The sequence below is a fragment of the Pseudomonas sp. P9_31 genome, from assembly GCF_034008235.1.
In the GTDB taxonomy this organism is placed as follows: Bacteria; Pseudomonadota; Gammaproteobacteria; order Pseudomonadales; family Pseudomonadaceae; genus Aquipseudomonas.
Genome location: NZ_CP125375.1, coordinates 1,017,472 through 1,039,070, shown reverse-complemented (window position 1 = coordinate 1,039,070; position 21,599 = coordinate 1,017,472). Strand labels below are relative to the sequence as shown.

The 21,599-nt window shown below is 56.6% G+C and carries 15 protein-coding genes, 2 tRNA genes, 3 rRNA genes and 1 pseudogene; 4 read left to right on the top strand and 17 right to left on the bottom strand.

Annotated elements, in window-relative coordinates:
• Positions 1-55: 55 nt before the first annotated feature.
• The 11 genes from rrf to QMK51_RS04745 form a co-directional block, all read right to left on the bottom strand.
• Positions 56-171, bottom strand: a 5S ribosomal RNA gene (gene rrf / locus QMK51_RS04795).
• A 145-nt stretch (positions 172-316) separates the two neighbouring features.
• Positions 317-3,208: ribosomal RNA gene (locus QMK51_RS04790) — 23S ribosomal RNA — on the bottom strand.
• Positions 3,209-3,444: 236 nt separating this feature from the next.
• Positions 3,445-3,520 (bottom strand) — tRNA-Ala (locus tag QMK51_RS04785).
• A gap of 33 nt (positions 3,521-3,553) precedes the next feature.
• Positions 3,554-3,630, bottom strand: a tRNA-Ile gene (locus QMK51_RS04780).
• An 82-nt stretch (positions 3,631-3,712) separates the two neighbouring features.
• Positions 3,713-5,251, bottom strand: a 16S ribosomal RNA gene (locus QMK51_RS04775).
• The 16S, 23S and 5S rRNA genes sit together here with 2 tRNA genes alongside, the layout of an rRNA operon.
• Before the next feature lie 544 nt (positions 5,252-5,795).
• Positions 5,796-6,416, bottom strand: coding sequence for a protein-methionine-sulfoxide reductase heme-binding subunit MsrQ (msrQ, locus tag QMK51_RS04770; protein ID WP_320393300.1), 621 nt, complete (start codon positions 6,414-6,416; stop codon positions 5,796-5,798).
• Positions 6,416-7,429: a protein-methionine-sulfoxide reductase catalytic subunit MsrP gene (gene msrP / locus QMK51_RS04765; protein WP_320393299.1), complete on the bottom strand. Its 1,014-nt coding sequence runs from the start codon at positions 7,427-7,429 to the stop codon at positions 6,416-6,418. The genes msrQ and msrP overlap by 1 nt, the downstream gene beginning before the upstream one ends.
• A 63-nt stretch (positions 7,430-7,492) precedes the next feature.
• Positions 7,493-8,350 (bottom strand): CDP-diacylglycerol--serine O-phosphatidyltransferase, encoded by an 858-nt coding sequence (pssA, locus tag QMK51_RS04760; RefSeq protein ID WP_095055878.1) that lies wholly within the window; start codon positions 8,348-8,350, stop codon positions 7,493-7,495.
• A gap of 145 nt (positions 8,351-8,495) precedes the next feature.
• On the bottom strand, positions 8,496-9,512 hold the full coding sequence (gene ilvC / locus QMK51_RS04755; RefSeq protein ID WP_003228216.1) for a ketol-acid reductoisomerase: 1,017 nt from the start codon (positions 9,510-9,512) through the stop codon (positions 8,496-8,498).
• A gap of 47 nt (positions 9,513-9,559) precedes the next feature.
• On the bottom strand, positions 9,560-10,051 hold the full coding sequence (gene ilvN / locus QMK51_RS04750; RefSeq protein WP_057008762.1) for an acetolactate synthase small subunit: 492 nt from the start codon (positions 10,049-10,051) through the stop codon (positions 9,560-9,562).
• A 2-nt stretch (positions 10,052-10,053) separates the two neighbouring features.
• Positions 10,054-11,778 (bottom strand): acetolactate synthase 3 large subunit, encoded by a 1,725-nt coding sequence (locus QMK51_RS04745; RefSeq protein ID WP_320393298.1) that lies wholly within the window; start codon positions 11,776-11,778, stop codon positions 10,054-10,056.
• Positions 11,779-12,179: 401 nt separating this feature from the next.
• On the opposite strand from QMK51_RS04745, the gene QMK51_RS04740 reads away from it, so the two are divergent.
• Positions 12,180-12,602, top strand: coding sequence for a DUF4124 domain-containing protein (locus QMK51_RS04740; RefSeq protein ID WP_320393297.1), 423 nt, complete (start codon positions 12,180-12,182; stop codon positions 12,600-12,602).
• 21 nt (positions 12,603-12,623) lie between these two features.
• Here QMK51_RS04740 and QMK51_RS04735 read toward each other — a convergent pair whose 3' ends face one another.
• From QMK51_RS04735 to mrcB, 3 genes are read right to left on the bottom strand one after another with little or no spacing between them, the layout of a single operon-like run.
• Positions 12,624-12,959 (bottom strand): YqcC family protein, encoded by a 336-nt coding sequence (locus QMK51_RS04735; RefSeq protein ID WP_258699064.1) that lies wholly within the window; start codon positions 12,957-12,959, stop codon positions 12,624-12,626.
• The gene (locus tag QMK51_RS04730) at positions 12,959-13,693 is read right to left on the bottom strand and encodes a tetratricopeptide repeat protein (protein WP_320393296.1); all 735 of its coding nucleotides are present in this window, start codon (positions 13,691-13,693) and stop codon (positions 12,959-12,961) included. Before QMK51_RS04730 ends, QMK51_RS04735 begins: the two co-directional genes overlap by 1 nt.
• Positions 13,694-13,709: 16 nt before the next feature.
• Positions 13,710-16,028 carry a penicillin-binding protein 1B gene (gene mrcB / locus QMK51_RS04725; protein ID WP_320393295.1) on the bottom strand — a complete coding sequence of 773 codons (2,319 nt, stop codon included), beginning with the start codon at positions 16,026-16,028 and terminating at the stop codon, positions 13,710-13,712.
• 118 nt (positions 16,029-16,146) lie between these two features.
• Here mrcB and QMK51_RS04720 point away from each other — a divergent pair, with 118 nt between their 5' ends.
• The 3 genes from QMK51_RS04720 (at position 16,147) to QMK51_RS04710 (ending at position 18,654) form a co-directional block, all read left to right on the top strand.
• Positions 16,147-17,703 (top strand): bifunctional aminoglycoside phosphotransferase/ATP-binding protein, encoded by a 1,557-nt coding sequence (locus QMK51_RS04720; protein ID WP_320393294.1) that lies wholly within the window; start codon positions 16,147-16,149, stop codon positions 17,701-17,703.
• Between the two features lie 91 nt (positions 17,704-17,794).
• Positions 17,795-18,139 (top strand): pentapeptide repeat-containing protein, encoded by a 345-nt coding sequence (locus QMK51_RS04715; RefSeq protein WP_258699060.1) that lies wholly within the window; start codon positions 17,795-17,797, stop codon positions 18,137-18,139.
• Positions 18,140-18,381: 242 nt separating this feature from the next.
• Positions 18,382-18,654, top strand: coding sequence for a TfoX/Sxy family protein (locus tag QMK51_RS04710; RefSeq protein ID WP_009050884.1), 273 nt, complete (start codon positions 18,382-18,384; stop codon positions 18,652-18,654).
• Between the two features lie 266 nt (positions 18,655-18,920).
• Here the strand turns inward: QMK51_RS04710 and QMK51_RS04705 are convergent, their stop codons facing one another.
• From QMK51_RS04705 to QMK51_RS04695, 3 genes and pseudogenes are all read right to left on the bottom strand, one after another.
• Positions 18,921-19,790, bottom strand: a complete 870-nt coding sequence (locus QMK51_RS04705) for a ChaN family lipoprotein (protein WP_320393293.1) — start codon at positions 19,788-19,790, stop codon at positions 18,921-18,923.
• Between the two features lie 12 nt (positions 19,791-19,802).
• Positions 19,803-20,569, bottom strand: a pseudogene (locus QMK51_RS04700) (heme ABC transporter ATP-binding protein).
• Positions 20,569-21,552 (bottom strand): FecCD family ABC transporter permease, encoded by a 984-nt coding sequence (locus QMK51_RS04695; protein WP_258700656.1) that lies wholly within the window; start codon positions 21,550-21,552, stop codon positions 20,569-20,571. The pseudogene QMK51_RS04700 and the gene QMK51_RS04695 overlap by 1 nt, the downstream one beginning before the upstream one ends.
• Between the last annotated feature and the right edge of the window lie 47 nt (positions 21,553-21,599).

The window sequence follows — 21,599 nt, the reverse complement described above, 5'->3', positions numbered from 1 at the left end:
TGCGGGCAAAACAAAACCCCTACCTGCATATGCAGATAGGGGTTTCGGAATTTAATCTTGACGATGACCTACTCTCACATGGGGAAACCCCACACTACCATCGGCGATGCATCGTTTCACTGCTGAGTTCGGGATGGGATCAGGTGGTTCCAATGCTCTATGGTCGTCAAGAAATTCGGGTACCGAACCGTCTTTCGACGCTTCAGCAAATTGGGTATGCGATAGTTTGTGTGTTTTACTCGAACTTTCGGTTCGTTTCGTCTTCACACACCGCAATCTGGTGCTCTCTCGAGTCAGCAGATTGCTTGGGTGTTATATGGTCAAGCCTCACGGGCAATTAGTATTGGTTAGCTCAACGCCTCACAGCGCTTACACACCCAACCTATCAACGTCGTAGTCTTCGACGGCCCTTCAGGGGACTCAAGGTCCCAGTGAGATCTCATCTTGAGGCTAGTTTCCCGCTTAGATGCTTTCAGCGGTTATCTATTCCGAACATAGCTACCCGGCAATGCCACTGGCGTGACAACCGGAACACCAGAGGTTCGTCCACTCCGGTCCTCTCGTACTAGGAGCAGCCCCTCTCAAATCTCAAACGTCCACGGCAGATAGGGACCGAACTGTCTCACGACGTTCTAAACCCAGCTCGCGTACCACTTTAAATGGCGAACAGCCATACCCTTGGGACCGGCTTCAGCCCCAGGATGTGATGAGCCGACATCGAGGTGCCAAACACCGCCGTCGATATGAACTCTTGGGCGGTATCAGCCTGTTATCCCCGGAGTACCTTTTATCCGTTGAGCGATGGCCCTTCCATACAGAACCACCGGATCACTAAGACCTACTTTCGTACCTGCTCGACGTGTCTGTCTCGCAGTCAAGCGCGCTTTTGCCTTTATACTCTACGACCGATTTCCGACCGGTCTGAGCGCACCTTCGTACTCCTCCGTTACTCTTTAGGAGGAGACCGCCCCAGTCAAACTACCCACCATACACTGTCCTCGATCCGGATAACGGACCTGAGTTAGAACCTCAAAGTTGCCAGGGTGGTATTTCAAGGATGGCTCCACGCGAACTGGCGTCCACGCTTCAAAGCCTCCCACCTATCCTACACAAGCAAATTCAAAGTCCAGTGCAAAGCTATAGTAAAGGTTCACGGGGTCTTTCCGTCTAGCCGCGGATACACTGCATCTTCACAGCGATTTCAATTTCACTGAGTCTCGGGTGGAGACAGCGCCGCCATCGTTACGCCATTCGTGCAGGTCGGAACTTACCCGACAAGGAATTTCGCTACCTTAGGACCGTTATAGTTACGGCCGCCGTTTACCGGGGCTTCGATCAAGAGCTTCGCGTTAGCTAACCCCATCAATTAACCTTCCGGCACCGGGCAGGCGTCACACCCTATACGTCCACTTTCGTGTTTGCAGAGTGCTGTGTTTTTAATAAACAGTCGCAGCGGCCTGGTATCTTCGACCGGCGTGGGCTTACGGAGCAAGTCCTTCACCCTCACCGGCGCACCTTCTCCCGAAGTTACGGTGCCATTTTGCCTAGTTCCTTCACCCGAGTTCTCTCAAGCGCCTTGGTATTCTCTACCCAACCACCTGTGTCGGTTTGGGGTACGGTTCCTGGTTACCTGAAGCTTAGAAGCTTTTCTTGGAAGCATGGCATCAACCACTTCGTGTTCTAAAAGAACACTCGTCATCAGCTCTCGGCCTTGGAATCCCGGATTTACCTAAGATTCCAGCCTACCACCTTAAACTTGGACAACCAACGCCAAGCTGGCCTAGCCTTCTCCGTCCCTCCATCGCAATAACCAGAAGTACAGGAATATTAACCTGTTTTCCATCGACTACGCTTTTCAGCCTCGCCTTAGGGACCGACTAACCCTGCGTCGATTAACGTTGCGCAGGAAACCTTGGTCTTTCGGCGTGGGTGTTTTTCACACCCATTGTCGTTACTCATGTCAGCATTCGCACTTCTGATACCTCCAGCAAGCTTCTCAACTCACCTTCACAGGCTTACAGAACGCTCCTCTACCGCATCACCTAAGTGATACCCGTAGCTTCGGTGTATGGTTTGAGCCCCGTTACATCTTCCGCGCAGGCCGACTCGACTAGTGAGCTATTACGCTTTCTTTAAAGGGTGGCTGCTTCTAAGCCAACCTCCTAGCTGTCTAAGCCTTCCCACATCGTTTCCCACTTAACCATAACTTTGGGACCTTAGCTGACGGTCTGGGTTGTTTCCCTTTTCACGACGGACGTTAGCACCCGCCGTGTGTCTCCCATGCTCGGCACTTGTAGGTATTCGGAGTTTGCATCGGTTTGGTAAGTCGGGATGACCCCCTAGCCGAAACAGTGCTCTACCCCCTACAGTGATACATGAGGCGCTACCTAAATAGCTTTCGAGGAGAACCAGCTATCTCCGAGCTTGATTAGCCTTTCACTCCGATCCACAGGTCATCCGCTAACTTTTCAACGGTAGTCGGTTCGGTCCTCCAGTCAGTGTTACCTAACCTTCAACCTGCCCATGGATAGATCGCCCGGTTTCGGGTCTATTCCCAGCGACTAGACGCCCTATTAAGACTCGCTTTCGCTACGCCTCCCCTATTCGGTTAAGCTCGCCACTGAAAATAAGTCGCTGACCCATTATACAAAAGGTACGCAGTCACCCAACAAAGTGGGCTCCCACTGCTTGTACGCATACGGTTTCAGGATCTATTTCACTCCCCTCTCCGGGGTTCTTTTCGCCTTTCCCTCACGGTACTAGTTCACTATCGGTCAGTCAGTAGTATTTAGCCTTGGAGGATGGTCCCCCCATATTCAGACAAAGTTTCTCGTGCTCCGTCCTACTCGATTTCATGACTAAGAGATTTTCGCGTACAGGGCTATCACCCACTATGGCCGCACTTTCCAGAGCGTTCCGCTAATCTCAAAGCCACTTAAGGGCTAGTCCCCGTTCGCTCGCCACTACTAAGGGAATCTCGGTTGATTTCTTTTCCTCAGGGTACTTAGATGTTTCAGTTCCCCTGGTTCGCTTCTTAAGCCTATGTATTCAGCTTAAGATACCTAACTTATGTTAGGTGGGTTCCCCCATTCAGACATCTCCGGATCAAAGTCTGTTTGCCGACTCCCCGAAGCTTTTCGCAGGCTACCACGTCTTTCATCGCCTCTGACTGCCAAGGCATCCACCGTATGCGCTTCTTCACTTGACCATATAACCCCAAGCAATCTGGTTATACTGTGAAGACGACATTCGCCGAAAATTCGCGATTAAACTCACAAATTTTACCTTAGCCTGATCCGTTACCAGTGAAAGTAACGTTCAGTCTATCTTTCTATCACATACCCAAATTTTTAAAGAACGATCTAGCCAAAGACTAGAAATCAACATTCACCATCATCACGATGGAATGCTCATTTCTAAGCTTTCAACAAACAGAAGCAGTAGTGGTGGAGCCAAACGGGATCGAACCGTTGACCTCCTGCGTGCAAGGCAGGCGCTCTCCCAGCTGAGCTATGGCCCCGTATTTCTACAGGCGTTCCCACACAAGCAAAATTGGTGGGTCTGGGCAGATTCGAACTGCCGACCTCACCCTTATCAGGGGTGCGCTCTAACCAACTGAGCTACAGACCCAATTTCGGGCTGCTTCTTATCGTCTTCTTCAATGAATCAAGCAATTCGTGTGGGAACTTATGGAGCAGCTGATGTCGTCGATTAAGGAGGTGATCCAGCCGCAGGTTCCCCTACGGCTACCTTGTTACGACTTCACCCCAGTCATGAATCACACCGTGGTAACCGTCCTCCCGAAGGTTAGACTAGCTACTTCTGGTGCAACCCACTCCCATGGTGTGACGGGCGGTGTGTACAAGGCCCGGGAACGTATTCACCGCGACATTCTGATTCGCGATTACTAGCGATTCCGACTTCACGCAGTCGAGTTGCAGACTGCGATCCGGACTACGATCGGTTTTATGGGATTAGCTCCACCTCGCGGCTTGGCAACCCTCTGTACCGACCATTGTAGCACGTGTGTAGCCCAGGCCGTAAGGGCCATGATGACTTGACGTCATCCCCACCTTCCTCCGGTTTGTCACCGGCAGTCTCCTTAGAGTGCCCACCATTACGTGCTGGTAACTAAGGACAAGGGTTGCGCTCGTTACGGGACTTAACCCAACATCTCACGACACGAGCTGACGACAGCCATGCAGCACCTGTCTCAATGTTCCCGAAGGCACCAATCCATCTCTGGAAAGTTCATTGGATGTCAAGGCCTGGTAAGGTTCTTCGCGTTGCTTCGAATTAAACCACATGCTCCACCGCTTGTGCGGGCCCCCGTCAATTCATTTGAGTTTTAACCTTGCGGCCGTACTCCCCAGGCGGTCAACTTAATGCGTTAGCTGCGCCACTAAGAGCTCAAGGCTCCCAACGGCTAGTTGACATCGTTTACGGCGTGGACTACCAGGGTATCTAATCCTGTTTGCTCCCCACGCTTTCGCACCTCAGTGTCAGTATCAGTCCAGGTGGTCGCCTTCGCCACTGGTGTTCCTTCCTATATCTACGCATTTCACCGCTACACAGGAAATTCCACCACCCTCTACCATACTCTAGCTCGACAGTTTTGAATGCAGTTCCCAGGTTGAGCCCGGGGATTTCACATCCAACTTAACGAACCACCTACGCGCGCTTTACGCCCAGTAATTCCGATTAACGCTTGCACCCTCTGTATTACCGCGGCTGCTGGCACAGAGTTAGCCGGTGCTTATTCTGTCGGTAACGTCAAAACAATTACGTATTAGGTAACTGCCCTTCCTCCCAACTTAAAGTGCTTTACAATCCGAAGACCTTCTTCACACACGCGGCATGGCTGGATCAGGCTTTCGCCCATTGTCCAATATTCCCCACTGCTGCCTCCCGTAGGAGTCTGGACCGTGTCTCAGTTCCAGTGTGACTGATCATCCTCTCAGACCAGTTACGGATCGTCGCCTTGGTGAGCCATTACCTCACCAACTAGCTAATCCGACCTAGGCTCATCTGATAGCGCAAGGCCCGAAGGTCCCCTGCTTTCTCCCGTAGGACGTATGCGGTATTAGCGTCCGTTTCCGAGCGTTATCCCCCACTACCAGGCAGATTCCTAGGCATTACTCACCCGTCCGCCGCTCGCCACCAGGTACAAGTACCCGTGCTGCCGCTCGACTTGCATGTGTTAGGCCTGCCGCCAGCGTTCAATCTGAGCCATGATCAAACTCTTCAGTTCAAACATCTTTGGGTTTTTAAGAAACCCTAAACTTGGCTCAGCAATCGTTGGTTACATCTTTGATTTCTCGCGGAGTAACTTGTGATGCTGATAATCTTGTTGACTATCAGTCTGACTCCACAAGCACCCACACGAATTGCTTGATTCAGTTGTTAAAGAGCGGTTGGTTAAGATCTTTCGTCTCAACCGAGGCGCGCATTCTACAGCAGCCTCTGTTGCTGTCAAGCGGTTATTTTCAGAAGTTTTCAAAGTTTCCTTTGCAACTTCAACCACTTGCGCTTCCGATCTCTCGTTAGCGGGAGGCGAATTCTACAGCGTTAGTCGCTGCTGTCAACACCTGTTTTTCTCCGCTTTCGACCGAGAAGATCGAACCGTCAATAAGGCGACAACACACTGCCTTACCAACTCCTTCTGGCCTCGATGAACTGAAGCGTAACCACTGCCGAAAACTGCGTAACTCATTGTTTACCAAGGAGTTTTCCGTTTCGACTGCGCCGGAAGTGGGGCGAATTATAGACGTCCAGAATCTGCCGTCAACCGTTAATTACGCTTTTCTGGCGGAAGGTGTCTTTTTAGCTGTTAAACGTGGGATTCGACGGGTTATTGGCGGTAAACGCAGTACTAATAGCAACGCACCTATAGAAGCATAGACAGCCCACTCCTTCAGATCAGCGCGAACGATCCACAACATATGCAACAACCCAAACCCGAGAACCACATAGACCAGTCGGTGCAGTTTCCTCCAGCGAGCCCCCAAACGCCGCTGACTATAACGATTGGAGGTGATTGCCAATGCCAACAAACAGAGAAACCCCAGCGTTCCGACAATAATGTACGGCCGCTTGCGCAACTCGACACTCAGCTGCGACCAATCGAAGCCAAGGATGAACACCGCGTAACCACTCAAATGCAGAACCACATAGGCGAAACACCACAACCCCAACTGCCGCCGGACAACTATCCATCCCGGCCAACCGGTTAGCTTCTGCAAAGGCGTCATGCTTAACGTAATGAGCAACAGGACAAGTGTCCCCAACCCCAGACGGTCAACCAGCACCTTGCCCGGATCAGGCCCCAGCACATCCGCCCAGGCTTGGTACAACCAAAGCAGCGGCCAAATCGCTGCAGCGATGAAGACACCGATACGCCAGAACGGATATCGCATCAGTAATTCTTCCGCAGATCGAGCCCTGCATATAAAGAAGCGACTTCATCCGAGTAGCCGTTGAACATTTGCGTTTCTCGTACATTGGGCTTGAACAGACCACTCGGCAAACGCCGTTCCCGTGCCTGGGTCCAGCGCGGGTGATCGACTGTCGGATTCACGTTCGCATAAAAGCCATATTCATCTGCCGCAATGCTCTGCCATGTAGTCTTCGGCTGCTCGCTGACCAGGCTGATGCGGACGATGGATTTGATGCTCTTGAAGCCGTACTTCCAGGGCACCACCAGACGCAATGGTGCACCGTTCTGATTAGGCAACTCACGTCCATACATACCTACAGCAAGAATCGCCAACGGATTCATCGCCTCATCCAGACGCAACCCCTCTACATAAGGCCAGTCGATCAAGGCAAAGCCGGAGCGCTGTCCGGGCATACTCGTGGGATCCTGCAAGGTTTCGAAGCGAATGAATTTGGCTTTGGACATCGGCTCGACCTCCCTGAGCAAGGCTGAAATGGGAAAACCCATCCATGGAATGACCATCGACCAGGCCTCCACACAGCGAAGACGATAAATACGCTCTTCCAGCTGATAAGGCTTCATGAAGTCTTCCAGCGCATACCGCCCCGGCTTACCCACCTCCCCGTCCACCACCACACTCCACGGCTCGGTTTTCAGCGCACCGGCATTGGCCGCGGGATCACCTTTATCGGTACCGAACTCATAGAAGTTGTTGTAGTGGGTCGCGTCCTTGAAAGGTGTGATCGCCTCATCCTTGACGTTGACCGCCCCCCATTTAGTGGAAGGAAGTTTTTCGGCAAACCAGGACGGTGCCTTGCCAGACTCGACATCGGCATAACGCGCAACATCGTCGGCATTCGCCCAGCGCGGCAGACTGCTCACAGCCAAACCGGCAACGGTGGCACCCAAGATACTGCGACGAGAAAGGTAGAGAGATTCAGGCGTGACATCAGACTCATGACAGTCAGACGCTTTGGGGACTTTGATCAGCATGACAACTCCGCAGCTTTGGAGGACAGATGCACCCATAGACTGCGGAGTATGAGGGAAATTACATCACTCGGCTTTTTTGTGCCGACGAAGACGTAACAGGTACTGCACCGGCCCAGAAGCCGCATAGCCAAGGAAGACCAGCAGCAGGATGCGCGGCGGATCACTGAACACAACGGCAAATACCAGCACTACCGCCAGGATCGCGACAAAGGGAACGCGCCCCTTCAAGTCCAGTTCCTTGAAGCTGTTGTACTTGATGTTACTGACCATCAGCATGCCAGCCGCGGCGACCATCAGAGCAACCAGGAACGACATCTTGGAGCCCTGAATGCCGTAATCGCTGAACGCCCAGACAATGCCTGCGACCACACCGGCCGCGGCCGGGCTGGCCAGACCGATGAAGTAGCGTTTGTCTGCCGTACCGACCTGAGTATTGAAACGCGCCAGACGCAACGCCGCCCCCGCCACATAGATGAACGCAACCATCCAGCCGACCTTGCCCATATCACCCAAGGCCCAGCCGAACGCCAGCAATGCCGGCGCAACACCAAAGGCAACCATGTCCGACAGCGAGTCGTACTCGGCACCGAAGGCGCTTTGGGTATTGGTCATACGGGCAACACGACCATCAAGGCCATCGAGAACCATGGCGACGAAAATCGCGATCGCGGCAAACGCGAAATACTTGCTCGCGCCGATTGCATCACCGGCACTCAAGGCGCTCTGGGCGCTCATCGAGTTGATAATGGAATAGAACCCTGCGAAGAGGTTCGCCGTGGTGAACAGATTCGGCAGAAGATAGATACCACGATGCCGGACTTTACGGCCTTCAGCGTCATGCCCTTCTTCGATGTGTTCATCGATAGGCAGAAGGCTTTCGGCGTCAGAAGCCTGTTTTGGCTCTTCGGGACGTTCGCTCATGGACATTACCTTGCAACGGGGTGGAAAGTTTCGACAGGTGTCTGGGACGACGGTTCGACCGCAAACGATGCAGCTTTATACCAGAACCGGCGGATCCAAACGAAAAAACGCGGCCTAGGCCGCGTTTTCCGTACAAGCTCGCGACTTAGTTCTTGGCTTTGTCGACGATCTTGTTGGCACCGATCCACGGCATCATGGAGCGCAGTTGCTCGCCGATGATTTCGATACCGTGAGCGGCGTTGTTACGACGCTTGGCGGTCATCGAAGGATAACCGGTAGCGCCTTCGCTGATGAACATCTTGGCGTATTCGCCGTCCTGAATACGTTTCAGGGCGTTGCGCATGGCCTGACGGGATTCGGCGTTGATCACTTCCGGACCGGTCACGTACTCGCCGTACTCAGCGTTGTTGGAGATCGAGTAGTTCATGTTGGCGATACCGCCTTCGTACATGAGGTCAACGATCAGCTTCAGTTCGTGCAGGCATTCGAAGTAGGCCATTTCCGGCGCGTAGCCAGCTTCAACCAGGGTTTCGAAACCGGCTTTTACCAGCTCAACGGTACCGCCGCACAGAACGGCTTGTTCGCCGAACAGGTCGGTCTCGGTCTCGTCCTTGAAGGTGGTTTCGATGATGCCGGTACGGCCGCCGCCAACGCCAGCAGCGTAGGACAGTGCAACGTTTTTGGCGTTGCCCGAAGCATCCTGGTAGATAGCGATCAGGTCAGGGATACCGCCGCCTTTGACGAACTCGGAACGCACAGTGTGGCCCGGAGCTTTCGGCGCGATCATGATCACGTCGAGGTCAGCGCGTGGCACAACCTGGTTGTAGTGGATCGCGAAGCCGTGGGAGAAGGCCAGGGTGGCGCCTTTCTTGATGTTCGGCTCAATTTCGTTCTTGTACAGGGAAGACTGGAACTCGTCCGGGGTCAGGATCATGACCAGGTCGGCAGCCGCTACAGCGGAAGCAACGTCGGTCACTTTCAGGCCGTGGGCTTCGGCTTTGGCAACGGTGGCCGAACCTTTACGCAGGCCAACGGTAACGTCAACGCCGGAGTCTTTCAGGTTGCACGCTTGAGCGTGGCCTTGGGAGCCGTAACCGATGATGGCGACTTTCTTGCCCTGGATGATCGACAGGTCGCAGTCTTTATCGTAGAAAACTTTCATGAATTTCCCCTTTATATCTGGCCCTTCAGGCCATTCGCTAATTTGGTTTAGACGCTCAGTACTTTGTCGCCGCGGGCAATCCCGGTGACGCCACTGCGTACGGTTTCCAGAATCGAGGCAGTGCCGATCGATTGAATGAAGCTGTCGAGCTTGTCGCTGGTACCGGTCAATTGAACGGTATACACGCTGGCGCTGACATCAACGATCTGCCCACGATAAATATCGGTGGTGCGCTTGATCTCGGCGCGCTGGGCGCCGGTGGCCTTGACCTTGACCAGCATCAGTTCGCGCTCGATGTGAGCACTCTCCGACAGGTCGACCAGTTTTACCACTTCGATCAGCTTGTTCAGGTTCTTGGTGATCTGCTCGATGACTTCATCGTGGCCGACCGTGGTCAACGTCAGACGCGACAGGGTCGGGTCTTCGGTGGGTGCCACGGTCAGGCTTTCGATGTTGTAGTTGCGCTGCGAGAACAGACCCACTACACGAGACAGAGCGCCCGGTTCGTTTTCCAGAAGCAAGGAAATAATGTGCCGCATGATTAAGTACGCTCCGTCTTGCTCAGCCACATATCGCGCATGGAGCCGTCTTTGATCTGCATCGGGTAGACGTGCTCGCTGGTGTCAACCGAGATATCGATAACCACCAGGCGATCTTTCATGGCGAACGCCTCCTCCATCTTCGACTTCAAATCTTTCGAGTCGGTGATGCGCACGCCAACGTGACCATAGGCCTCTGCCAGTTTGACGAAGTCAGGCAGCGATTCCATGTAGGAGTGCGAGTGACGGCTGCCGTAACTCATGTCCTGCCACTGGCGAACCATACCCAGCACGCCATTGTTCAGGATGACGATTTTTACCGGCAAACCGTATTGCAGGCAGGTCGACAGTTCCTGAATGTTCATCTGGATGCTGCCCTCGCCTGTTACGCAGGCGACGTCGTCATCCGGGAAGCTCAGCTTGATGCCCATGGCCGCCGGAAAACCGAAGCCCATGGTGCCCAGGCCACCGGAGTTGATCCAGCGGTTCGGCTTGTTGAACTTGTAGTACTGCGCCGCGAACATCTGATGCTGACCCACGTCGGAGGTCACAAAGGCGTCGCCCTTGGTCACTTCGCACAGGGTTTCGATCACGGTCTGCGGCTTGATCACGCTGCCGTCGCCCTTATCGTAAGGGAACAGACCGCGGTCACCGCGCCACTCATCAACTTGCTTCCACCAGCTGGCAACGGACTCCTTGTTCGGGGTCTCGCCGATTTCCTTGAGGATCGCGACCATTTCGGTCAGGACACTCTCGACCGGGCCGACGATAGGCACGTCTGCCTTGATGGTCTTGGAGATCGAAGCCGGGTCAATGTCGATATGAATGATCTTGGCATTCGGACAGAACTTGGCCGGGCCGTTGATCACGCGGTCATCGAAGCGCGCACCGACTGCAAGGATCACGTCGGCATGGTGCATCGCCAGGTTGGCGGTGTAGCTGCCGTGCATGCCGAGCATGCCGATGAACTGACGATCGGTGCCAGGGTAGGCACCCAGCCCCATCAGGGTATTGGTCACTGGCAGGTTGAGCATCTTCGCCAGTTCGGTCAGCGGCGCGGAGCCACCACCGAGAATCACGCCGCCGCCTGCATAAAGCACAGGACGCTTGGCCGCCAGGAGCATTTCTGCCGCCTTGCGGATTTGCCCGGAGTGACCGCGAAGAGCCGGACTGTAGGAACGCAGCTTGGCTTTTTTCGGGAAGATGTATTCGAACTTCTCGGCCGGGTTGGTCATGTCTTTCGGGATATCGACAACGACCGGACCAGGACGACCGGATTGCGCCAGGTAGAACGCTTTCTTCATGACTTCCGGGATTTCCGACGCGTGCTTGATCATGAAGCTGTGCTTCACGATCGGCCGGGAGATACCGATCATGTCGGTTTCCTGGAATGCATCGGTGCCTACCAAGGTGCTAGGCACCTGGCCGGAAATGATCACCATCGGAATGGAGTCCATGTAGGCCGTGGCAATACCGGTGATGGCGTTGGTTGCGCCCGGGCCGGAAGTGACCAGTACCACGCCGGCTTTACCGGTGGCACGGGCGTAGCCGTCGGCCATATGGGTCGCAGCCTGCTCGTGACGAACCAGGATGTGGGTCACTTCCGGTTCTTTGAACAGGGCATCGTAGACATGAAGAAGAGCACCACCCGGGTACCCGTAGATATATTTGACGCCTTCGTCACGCAAAAAGCGGACGAGCATCTCACCGCCAGATAAAAGCTCCACGTTGTTCACCTCTAAAACGCCAGAATACCGCCCACATACAAAGAGGACGGGTCTTAATAGGTTTACTTCTCGGCAGAGCATGAGCGACGGTGGTCGCCGACTACGTCAGCACTGACTGAGCAAGTATTGGGATCGTCCCAAGTGTTGCGGGCCTTTCCCACCCAGCGCGAGGTAACGCGTTGCGGGTGTAACAGGTCGGCGCGGATGTGCGCCTCATGATCTACCGAGTGGGTCTGCTTCTGGCAGTCCCTCTACAGCGGACTTTGGATTCTTCTGTTTCGCCCATCGCAAGTCAAGCCGTCAATACGCTTTATTCGAACTAAGCGCATGAGAACGCAAGAAAAAACCTTTAAACCGCAAGTGTGTTAGCTTCAATTGCGCACTCATGACAAGGAAATGGCATGCGAACGTTCTTCTTCACCGCTGGCTTGCTGATCGGCCTGAGCCCTTTGTGCATGGCGGGTCAGGTCTATAAATGGATCGATGCCCAGGGCGTCACCCATTTCGATGCGCAACCGCCCCAGGGCCGGGAAGCCAGCCTTGTGGTGACGCCTGCCACGCCCGTCGGCAAGCCGAGCACGCCACCGCGCGGCAACGTCATAGGCGATCAAAAGGCCATCGACAACAAAGTAAAAAAACAGGTCGGCGAGCAGCAGGCCCAGCTGAAAGTGTTCTGCGAGCAGGCCCGAACGAACCTGGCTCAACTGCAGAACAATCCGCGACTACGGGAGGAGGTCGACGGTGAGATGCGCCGCCTGACCGACCAACAACGTCAGGAGCGCATCACCGAAGCACAGAAACAGATCACGAAAAACTGCCAGTAGATACCCTACACGGGTTCAGGGTCAGCGAGAGGCGGTGATCAACAGGTCGAACTCTTTGAGCAAGACCTGAAGCTGCCGATCCTTGCCCTGAACCTTGCGCGCGGCGAAGACCATTTCGGCCATCTCCTGGATCCCCGACGCATTGGGCAAGGGCAGGTTCTGCTCCAGGATCGACTTCATCCTTGGCAGGAAGATCCATTGCAGCCACTGCTCGAAATCCAGCGTATCCACCGAGAACGGCTCGACGCTGGAAAGCGCATCAACGGACGGCGGCACTTCGTCCCACCATCCCTGAACGCGCAGTTCGCGCTCGATCAACAGCAACTGCTCGGCAATCTTCGGGAAGCGTGCATCCATCACAGCGAAACCTTGGCCTTCTGACGAGCCAACGCTGCACCGGCTGAATCACCCTGCTTCTCACGGGCCTGGGCGATCAATTCCCATAGGCTGGCCTGAAGATCCGGACGACCATTGGCGAACGTCAGACCACGACGGGCAAACTGCTCGGCCTGTGCCGCATCGCCTTGAGCCATACGCACCTGAGCCAGACGATAAAGCACTTGTGGCTCACGCGGCGCGACTCGTTGGGCGCGTTCGAGACTGGAGGAAGCACCGTTGAGATCACCACTGGCCTGTTGCTGCTGAGCAGTGGTCAACAACGCCAGGACCGGACCGTCCAGTTGCTCATCGGCGGACAGGCCGCCGGAGCTCGCCGAAGGAACCCCGCTCGGCGTCGACGGCATGCTGTAACTGCCCTGATTGATCGGTGCCGACTGCACCGGCGAGGTATCAATCGGCCCCGGAGTGATCGGACCTGGGGTTATCGGCGAAGTGCTGATCGGTGCCGAGGAGACGGCGCCACCACCCGGCACCATCACGACAACGCCGGTGTCACCTTGCGGGATTGCCTGAGTCTGGGCCTGTGCAGGACGTTTTACCGTCGTCTGCCGGAAACCGCCATTCGCCGAAATCCGCTCGCTGTTGGAGACGGCAGTGCCGGCATCCACAACCGGGATCGAACCACGCTGTACGGTGGAGCAGCCGCTGAGCAAAGCCACGGCAGTCACCGCTGGAATCAACCACTTGTTCACTTCAAATCCTCTTTGCTTAATTCATCCAGCCCTTGACCCAATCCATCACCGATTCAGCAGGGCTTTCGCCACCGCAAGCAGCACCGGGAGGCGGTTCGCTGCCGCGAATATACGGCATCTGCACCGCGCCTGGGCAGCTGGCTTCGGAACCTTGGCCGGTGCGCGAATCGACCCAGGCCTGAACAATGTTGTCCGGCTGCGGCATGTCCAGCGGCAGTGGATCGGCCTTACGCATGAAACTGGTCCAGACTTGCAACGCACCGGTGGCACCGGTGAACGGTGTCTTGCCGTTATCATCGCGCCCCAGCCAGACCACTGCCAGCAGATCCTGACTGAAACCGGCAAACCAGCTGTCCCGCGAATCGTTACTGGTACCGGTCTTGCCAGCCAGGGTCAGGGTTTTCGGCAACACGTTATAAACCGAACTGCCGGTGCCTTCGCGCATGACGCGCTGCATTGCGTTCTGGATCAGGTAAATGGACGCCGGATCAAATTGCTGCTGAATCTGGAACGGATAACGCTTGAGCGGCTCGCCCTCGGCAGTCAGTACGCTGCGAATTCCGCGCATCGGCGTATTGAACCCGCCATTGGCCAGCGTCTGGTACATGGTCGCCACTTCGATCGGGGTCATACCGCCGGCACCGAGCAACATCGACGGGAACGCCGGGAATTCGCGACTCACCCCCAGTCGTGCCAGGGTCTTCAAGACATTCGGCACGCCCACCGCCAACCCGAGACGCGCGGTCGACAGGTTGTAGGAATGCGCCAACCCTTGATAAAGGAACACCGTACCGTGGGAACGGCGATCATAGTTCTGCGGTTTCCAGACCTGACCGTCCGCGCCTTTGACCGAGAAGTAGTCGTCCGACAGCCAACTGGTCAGCGTGTACTGGCTCGGCTTCTCAAGGGCTGTCAGATAAACCGCCGGTTTGATCAAAGAGCCGATCGGTCGCACCGCGTCCAACGCCCGGTTGAAACCGGCAAAACTCGCCTGACGGCTGCCGATCATGGCCTGGACTTCACCGGTTTCCGGGTTGGTCACGACCATCGCCGCTTCCACGTCATCGGCACCCTTGCGACCCGAAAGACGTTTGAACGTGTCATTGACCGACGCTTCGGCTTTCATCTGCAGGATCGGGTCGAAACTGGTGAAGATTCGCAGCCCTTCTTCGGTCAAGTCTTCGTCGCGATAATCTTCGCGCAACTGACGTTTAACCAGATCGAGGAAGCCCGGGAACGAGCTGTCGGCCAACTTGCCGCGAGTGGTCACACCCAGTGGCATTTTCTTCGCTGCCTCAACTTGCTCGGCGCTGGCAACGCCTTGTTGCTCCAGAACATCGAGCACCAGATTGCGCCGCTCCAGCGCCCGCTCAGGGTTGCGACGCGGGTTGTAATAGGACGGCCCCTTGACCATGCCCACCAACAAAGCGACTTGATGCAGTTTCAGCTCGGACAATGGCTGCCCGAAGAAGAACTGGCTGGCCAGGCCGAAACCGTGCACCGCGCGCTGACCATCCTGGCCGACGAACACTTCATTGAGGTAAGCCTCAAGAATTTCGCGTTTGTCGTAATGCAACTCAAGCAACAGCGCCATCATGGCTTCGGTGAGCTTACGGCTCAGGCTGCGTTCGCTGGAGAGGTAGAAGTTTTTGACCAACTGTTGCGTCAGCGTACTGCCGCCCTGGGTCATCTTGCCGCCCGAGGTGTTGACGTAGATAGCTCGGGCTATCGACTTCGGCGACACGCCCCAGTGGCTGTAGAAATCCCGGTCTTCTACGGCAACCAGAGTTTCGAGCAGATACGGCGGAACCTGATCGATCTTGATCAGAATGCGGTCTTCAAGGTTTTTCGGGTAAATCCCGCCAATCAGCAGTGGCTCCAGTCGCACCACAGAAAGCTTCGAACCGTTGGTCGCCGAGAGCTCGGCCACGTAATCGCCGGAGAACCGCACGCGCACGGGCTGGGCCGTCTCCATACCTTCATAGAACTGGAAGCCTCGGGTATTCAAGTCGACGGTATTGCCATTGACCGCCGCCGCGCCGGGGCCGTTGCTGACGGCTTCGCGTCGGTAGCCCAAGGCATCGAGCTCGGTGAGGAAGTCATCCTTGCTCAGCTTCTGGCCAGTGAACAGCTCGAGCGGGCGTGCATACACCTTGGCCGGGATGGTCCAGCGCTTTCCGGAGAACTTCTCCTGGACCACGGCGTCGAGGTAAACCGCGAACCCGGCGAGCACCACAAGGCCGACCAGGCTGAGTTTAAGGGCCCAGCCCAGCCAGGGGCGCATGCCCCTGGAAGGTGGTTTTTTGGGGGTACGGGGGGATCGAGTTCGAGTCATGGCGGCGGATTATACGCACTTTATTCATCCTCAACAGGAGCCCGCCGAGGTTTGCGTCGGGCGGACTTGCAGCCATAATGACGACCTTGAATTTTCCCCAGACTCTGAAGGATCGCCTGTGAGCCAATCCCTGATCGCTGCCCTGCAAAACCCGGCCCTCTACCCGCATCCCGTAGAAGGGTTCCAGGTCATCGAGACCCATATTTCCTGGGTGCTGCTCACCGGCCCCTACGCTTATAAAGTGAAGAAGCCGGTGAATTTCGGCTTCCTCGACTTCACCAGCCTTGAAGCTCGCGAGCACTTCTGCGGTGAAGAGCTGCGCCTGAACCAGCGCCTGACCCATGATTTGTATCTTGAAGTGCTGCCGATCACCGGCAGCGCCGAGGCACCACAACTGGGCGGCGATGGTCCGGTCGTCGATTACGTACTGAAAATGCGTCAATTCCCACAAAGCCAGTTGCTCAGCACCTTGCAAGCCAACGGTGAACTGACCACCGCGCACATCGACGAGATGGCCGCGCAGATCGCTCAATTCCACCTCAGCGCACCAAAAGTGCCTGCCGAACACGAAGCCGGCACGCCGGACAGCGTCATGGCGCCGGTACGGCAAAATTTCGAACAAATCCGCCCGTTCCTCAGTGAAAAGGCTGATCTGCTGCAACTCGATGCACTGCAAGCCTGGGCCGAAAGCAGCTTCGAGCGCCTCAAGCCGCTGTTCGTCCAGCGCAAGGCCGACGGTTTCATTCGTGAATGCCATGGCGACATTCACTTGGGCAACGCCACCGTGATCGATGGCAAAGTGGTGATCTTCGACTGCATCGAGTTCAACGAACCGTTCCGCTTTACCGACGTTTACGCCGACACCGGCTTCCTGGCCATGGACCTGGAAGACCGTGGCCTGAAAAGCCTGGCGCGCCGTTTCATCAGCCAATACCTGGAACTGACCGGCGACTATCAGGGCCTGGAACTGCTGAACTTCTACAAAGCCTACCGTGCACTGGTTCGCGCCAAGGTCAGCCTGTTCAGCATGCCGGCCGAGGCCGATCCGGTGCAGCGCGCCACCACCCTGCGCCAGTACCGCAACTACGCCAACCTGGCGGAGAGCTACAGCACCATTCCTTCGCGCTTCCTGGCGATTACCCACGGCGTTTCCGCCGTCGGCAAGAGTCACGTGGCCATGCGCCTGGTGGAAGCGTTGGGCGCCATTCGCCTGCGTTCGGATGTCGAACGCAAGCGTATGTTCGGCGAGCAAACCGTACCGAACGCCCCTCAGGCCGGCATCTATAATGCCGACGCCAGCGCCGCCACCTACAGCCGTCTGCATGAAGTTGCCGATGTCATTCTGCGTGCCGGTTTCCCGGTGGTGGTCGATGCCACCTACCTCAAGCGCGACCAACGTGATGGCGCGGCAAAAATCGCCGAGGCCACCGGCGCACCGTTCCTGATCCTCGATTGCGACGCACCGCAAGCGGTGATCGAGAGTTGGTTGAAACAACGTCAGGCGGACAACAACGATCCATCCGACGCCAACCTAGCCGTTATCGCCGCCCAGCAAGCCAGCCGCGAGGCCCTGACGCCGGCAGAAATCCTCTGCAGCAAACGCGTCCAGACCAATGAAAATGGCACGCTCGACACCGTCGTTGCGCAGATTCGCCAACGTCTGCCGGGGCTGTAAGAAACTATTTCAGCCGTGAAGCCCTCGCCGGCTTCACGGCCGCCAAATAGTGGCACTATACTGGCGTCATAAAACCATCAGGTGATGTGACATGAGCCAGCCGAAACTCCTCGACACCCCGCTTTATGCCTTGCTGCACAAAGACGACATCACAGGCTTTAACAACGAGCGCCCCAAGGATGGCCCCATCGACATGGTCGGTGGCGACTTCCGTGGTCTCGATCTGCGTGAGCTGAACGCCGATGGCATCGACTTCACCGATGCCTATTTCCGCTCCGCCGACTTGCGCGGCATCGACTTTCGCAACGCGTCCCTGGAAGGCGCGAGCCTGGCCCACGCACAGATCTCCGGCGCCTACTTCCCGCCAGAGCTGAGTGCCGATGAGATTCTGATGTCGATGAATTTCGGTACACGCCTGCGTTATCGCGCCCACTAAAGAAGCGACGTTTCACCCAGTCCGGCGCCCTCGCCTTGCGCCGGACTTTGTACTTTTTTGCTCGAAAACTCAGTTCTTCATACGCCTTCGGACGCCATCCACCGCCTTTTCCCGCCGCTCCTTGAGTTTGCCTCTTAGAAGCTTTTGCGTCGAAACCGACCAAACAATCACGCTTTTCCTACTGATGGCTACACTGCTGAGAGGCTCGCCCACGCACTGTTCGGCTGTCGCAAGGAGGCTTGATGAATGATGAACTGCAACACCTGAAAAATCTTGGCAAGACATCGGCGCAATGGCTACATGCCGTGGGCATCCACAGTGCCTCGGACTTGCGTCGGCTGGGAGCTGTGGATGCTTATCGGGCCGTGCGCACGCGCGGTTTTCGGGCGTCCAAGGTGTTGTTGTATGCGATCGAAGGCGCGTTGATGGATGTTCACTGGAACGACATTCCCGCCGAGCGCAAGGAAGCCTTGAACAAACAGCTGGATGCTATTTCGTCTCGCCACAAGAATTGAACGGGTAATTTCATTCGAACGCACGGCCTGAAACCTGATGATTACGAGGCTTTCCAGCGAAGGAATGACGTAATTCACGGAAATCAGAAATCAGCGGTTGACTTGGTAATGAGAATCGCTATGATTATCACAACTGGTCGCGAGACTGGTCGATATTTGAAAAGCCCTTGGTTCGGACTCTCAGATATCTCCTCATCAGGCTAATCACGGTTATTTGACCCGGCTCTTGCCGGGTCTTTTTTTGCCTGTGGAAAACTCACCTGATTTTATTGGCCCGACGGCTTGCCAAACTGTTTACGCATTTGCGCGCAGTAATCCTGCGCAGGCGTGGCGGGCGTATACCAGACGTAATCAGCCATGGCCGGCGTGACCTCCGCGCCCCGCTCCGCCAGCATCAATACCGTTGGCGCCTCGGGCTCACCCAGATCCAGCACATGGATCGGCACCCCAACATCCTTGCGTGCGTGGAACGCGCCGGCAAACAACAGTGAAGGCATCGGTGCCGCCAGTAATCGCTCGGCTATCCGCCGATCACGCTGCTGCTGAACGGCCAGCATCGCGGGCATTTGTGATTCAGGCAGCAAGCCGCAGTGGGAATCGCTGATCTGTGCCAGCAACTCATCCTTGACCGTCGGGGCGTTGGAGCGCGAACCGTTCAATGTCGGCGGATTGGCATAGAAAGCACGAACTTCAAGCATGTCCAGATTAGCCGCCAGCAATGGGTACGGCTGAGTCAGGGCAAAACGAACGATCGGCCCGTACAGATTCCAGTCCCACCCCGGCTGCCAGGCCAATGCACTGGACAAGTCAGTCGGCAACGGTGAAGCATGCCGAACGTCATTGACGCGCACTTGTTGATCCGGCGTGAGCATTTCCAGTAGCAGACTGCCTTGCGGTCGCCACTCACCCAGTGCCTGCAATAACCACAATTGCAGTTGATGGTGATCACGATTGTCATGCCGCTCGCCGACGATCAGCCGCGAAGGCTCAGCCAACCGTGCAAGCAGTTCCTGCGCCGTCAGGACCTGACCGCTGTGCAGATCCCGGATTTCGCCGCTGACCGGCGGCGGTACCGATACATGCTGGCAAGCACTCAGTAACAGCGCAGCCAGAAAAACCATCACGCGTGTTTTCATCCCTAAAACACCTCAGCGGGCGATGATCAGCGGATGCCCACGCTCCGGGTGCGGTTGCACCAATACTTCCAGCCCGAACACGGCCTTGAGCGGCTCTGGGCGCAATACCTGTTCCGGCGTGTCCAGCGCTACGGGACGCCCACCTTCAAGCAGTAACAAGCGATCACAATAACGCGCCGCCAGGTTCAGATCATGCAGAATCACCAGCACCGCCGCGCCGCGATCGGCGAACTCGCGCACCGCTTGCAGGGTCGTGTGTTGATGCAGCGGGTCGAGCATCGACGTCGGTTCATCGAGCAACAGCGTTTGCCCCGCCTCGCCCGGCCAGAGTTGCGCCAGCACTCGTGCCAGATGCACCCGCTGACGCTCGCCGCCGGACAACGCCAGATAACTGCGACCGCTCAAGTGCTCCGCATCGGCCGCATGCAGTGCGGCGGCGACGATCTCGTCATCCCGGACCCGACCGCTTTGATAAGGCAGACGCCCCATACCGACGACCTCTTCGACCGGAAGGCAAAGTCCAGGGTCGACACCTGCGGTAACACCGCCAGACGCTGGGCTCGTTGCGCACCAGGCCAATGACGCAACTCACGCTCATCGAGCCAGACACTGCCTTGGTCCGCATGCAATTCGCCGCTCAGGGCGCCGAGCAACGTGCTTTTACCAGCACCGTTGGGGCCCAGCACGCCAAGGACTTCACCCGGTTCAAGCACAAGGGTGATATCCGTGAGGACAATCTTTCGACCGCGCCGGATTTGCAGATTCTGCGCTCGCAACATCAGGCACGCCCTCTGAGCAGTAAATACAGAAAGAACGGCGCACCGATGAAGGCCGTAACGATCCCGATCGGCAGCTCGGCCGGCGCCAGGGCCAGCCGCGCCACCAGGTCGGCAAACAATAAGAGACTGGCCCCCGCCAATACCGATGCAGGCAACAGCACCCGATGATCGGGGCCGGCCAGCAGCCGTACCAGATGCGGTACCACCAGCCCGACGAACCCGATCATCCCGGCTGCCGCTACCGCCGCACCAACGCCCAGCGCCGTACAGAACACCAGTTCGCGCTTGAGGCCTTCGACGTCGATACCCAGGTGACCGGCCTCCGACTCTCCCAGCAACAATGCATTCAAGGCCTTGGCCCGGCGCGGCAACCACAGCGCCACACCGGTGCTCACCAATAGCAACGGCCAGAGTCGCGAATAACTGGCACCGTTAAGGCTGCCCAGGTTCCAGAATGTCAGGGTGCGCAGAGTCGCGTCATCTGCCAGATAGGTGAACAACCCGACCGCCGAGCCAGCCAAGGCAGTTAACGCAATACCGGCCAGCAACATGGTCGCAACGTTGGTCTGACCATTGTGCCGCCCCAGCCGATAGACCAGCGCCGTCACCCCCAACCCGCCGAGAAACGCGCACACCGACAGCAGATAAGGTCCGAAGGATACAGGCAGACCGCCGAACACCGAGCCGCCGACAATCGCGATGGCCGCGCCCAACGCCGCACCGCTGGACACTCCCACCAATCCCGGGTCGGCCAGCGGGTTGCGAAATAAACCCTGCATCGCTACGCCGGACAGTGCCAGCACACCGCCCACCGCCAATCCCAGCAAGGTACGCGGCAGGCGAATTTGCCCAAGGATCAGCTCAGCCTGCTCCAACCCGTCGGGCGCAATGGGCAAACCGATCAGCCGCAGCGCCGCCCGCAACGTGTCGAACAACGGCAAACTCACCGGCCCCAGCGCCAGCGACAGCCAGATCGCCAGCAAACACAGCAGGCTCAGACCAATGAACAACGCATGAGGTTTAACCAGAA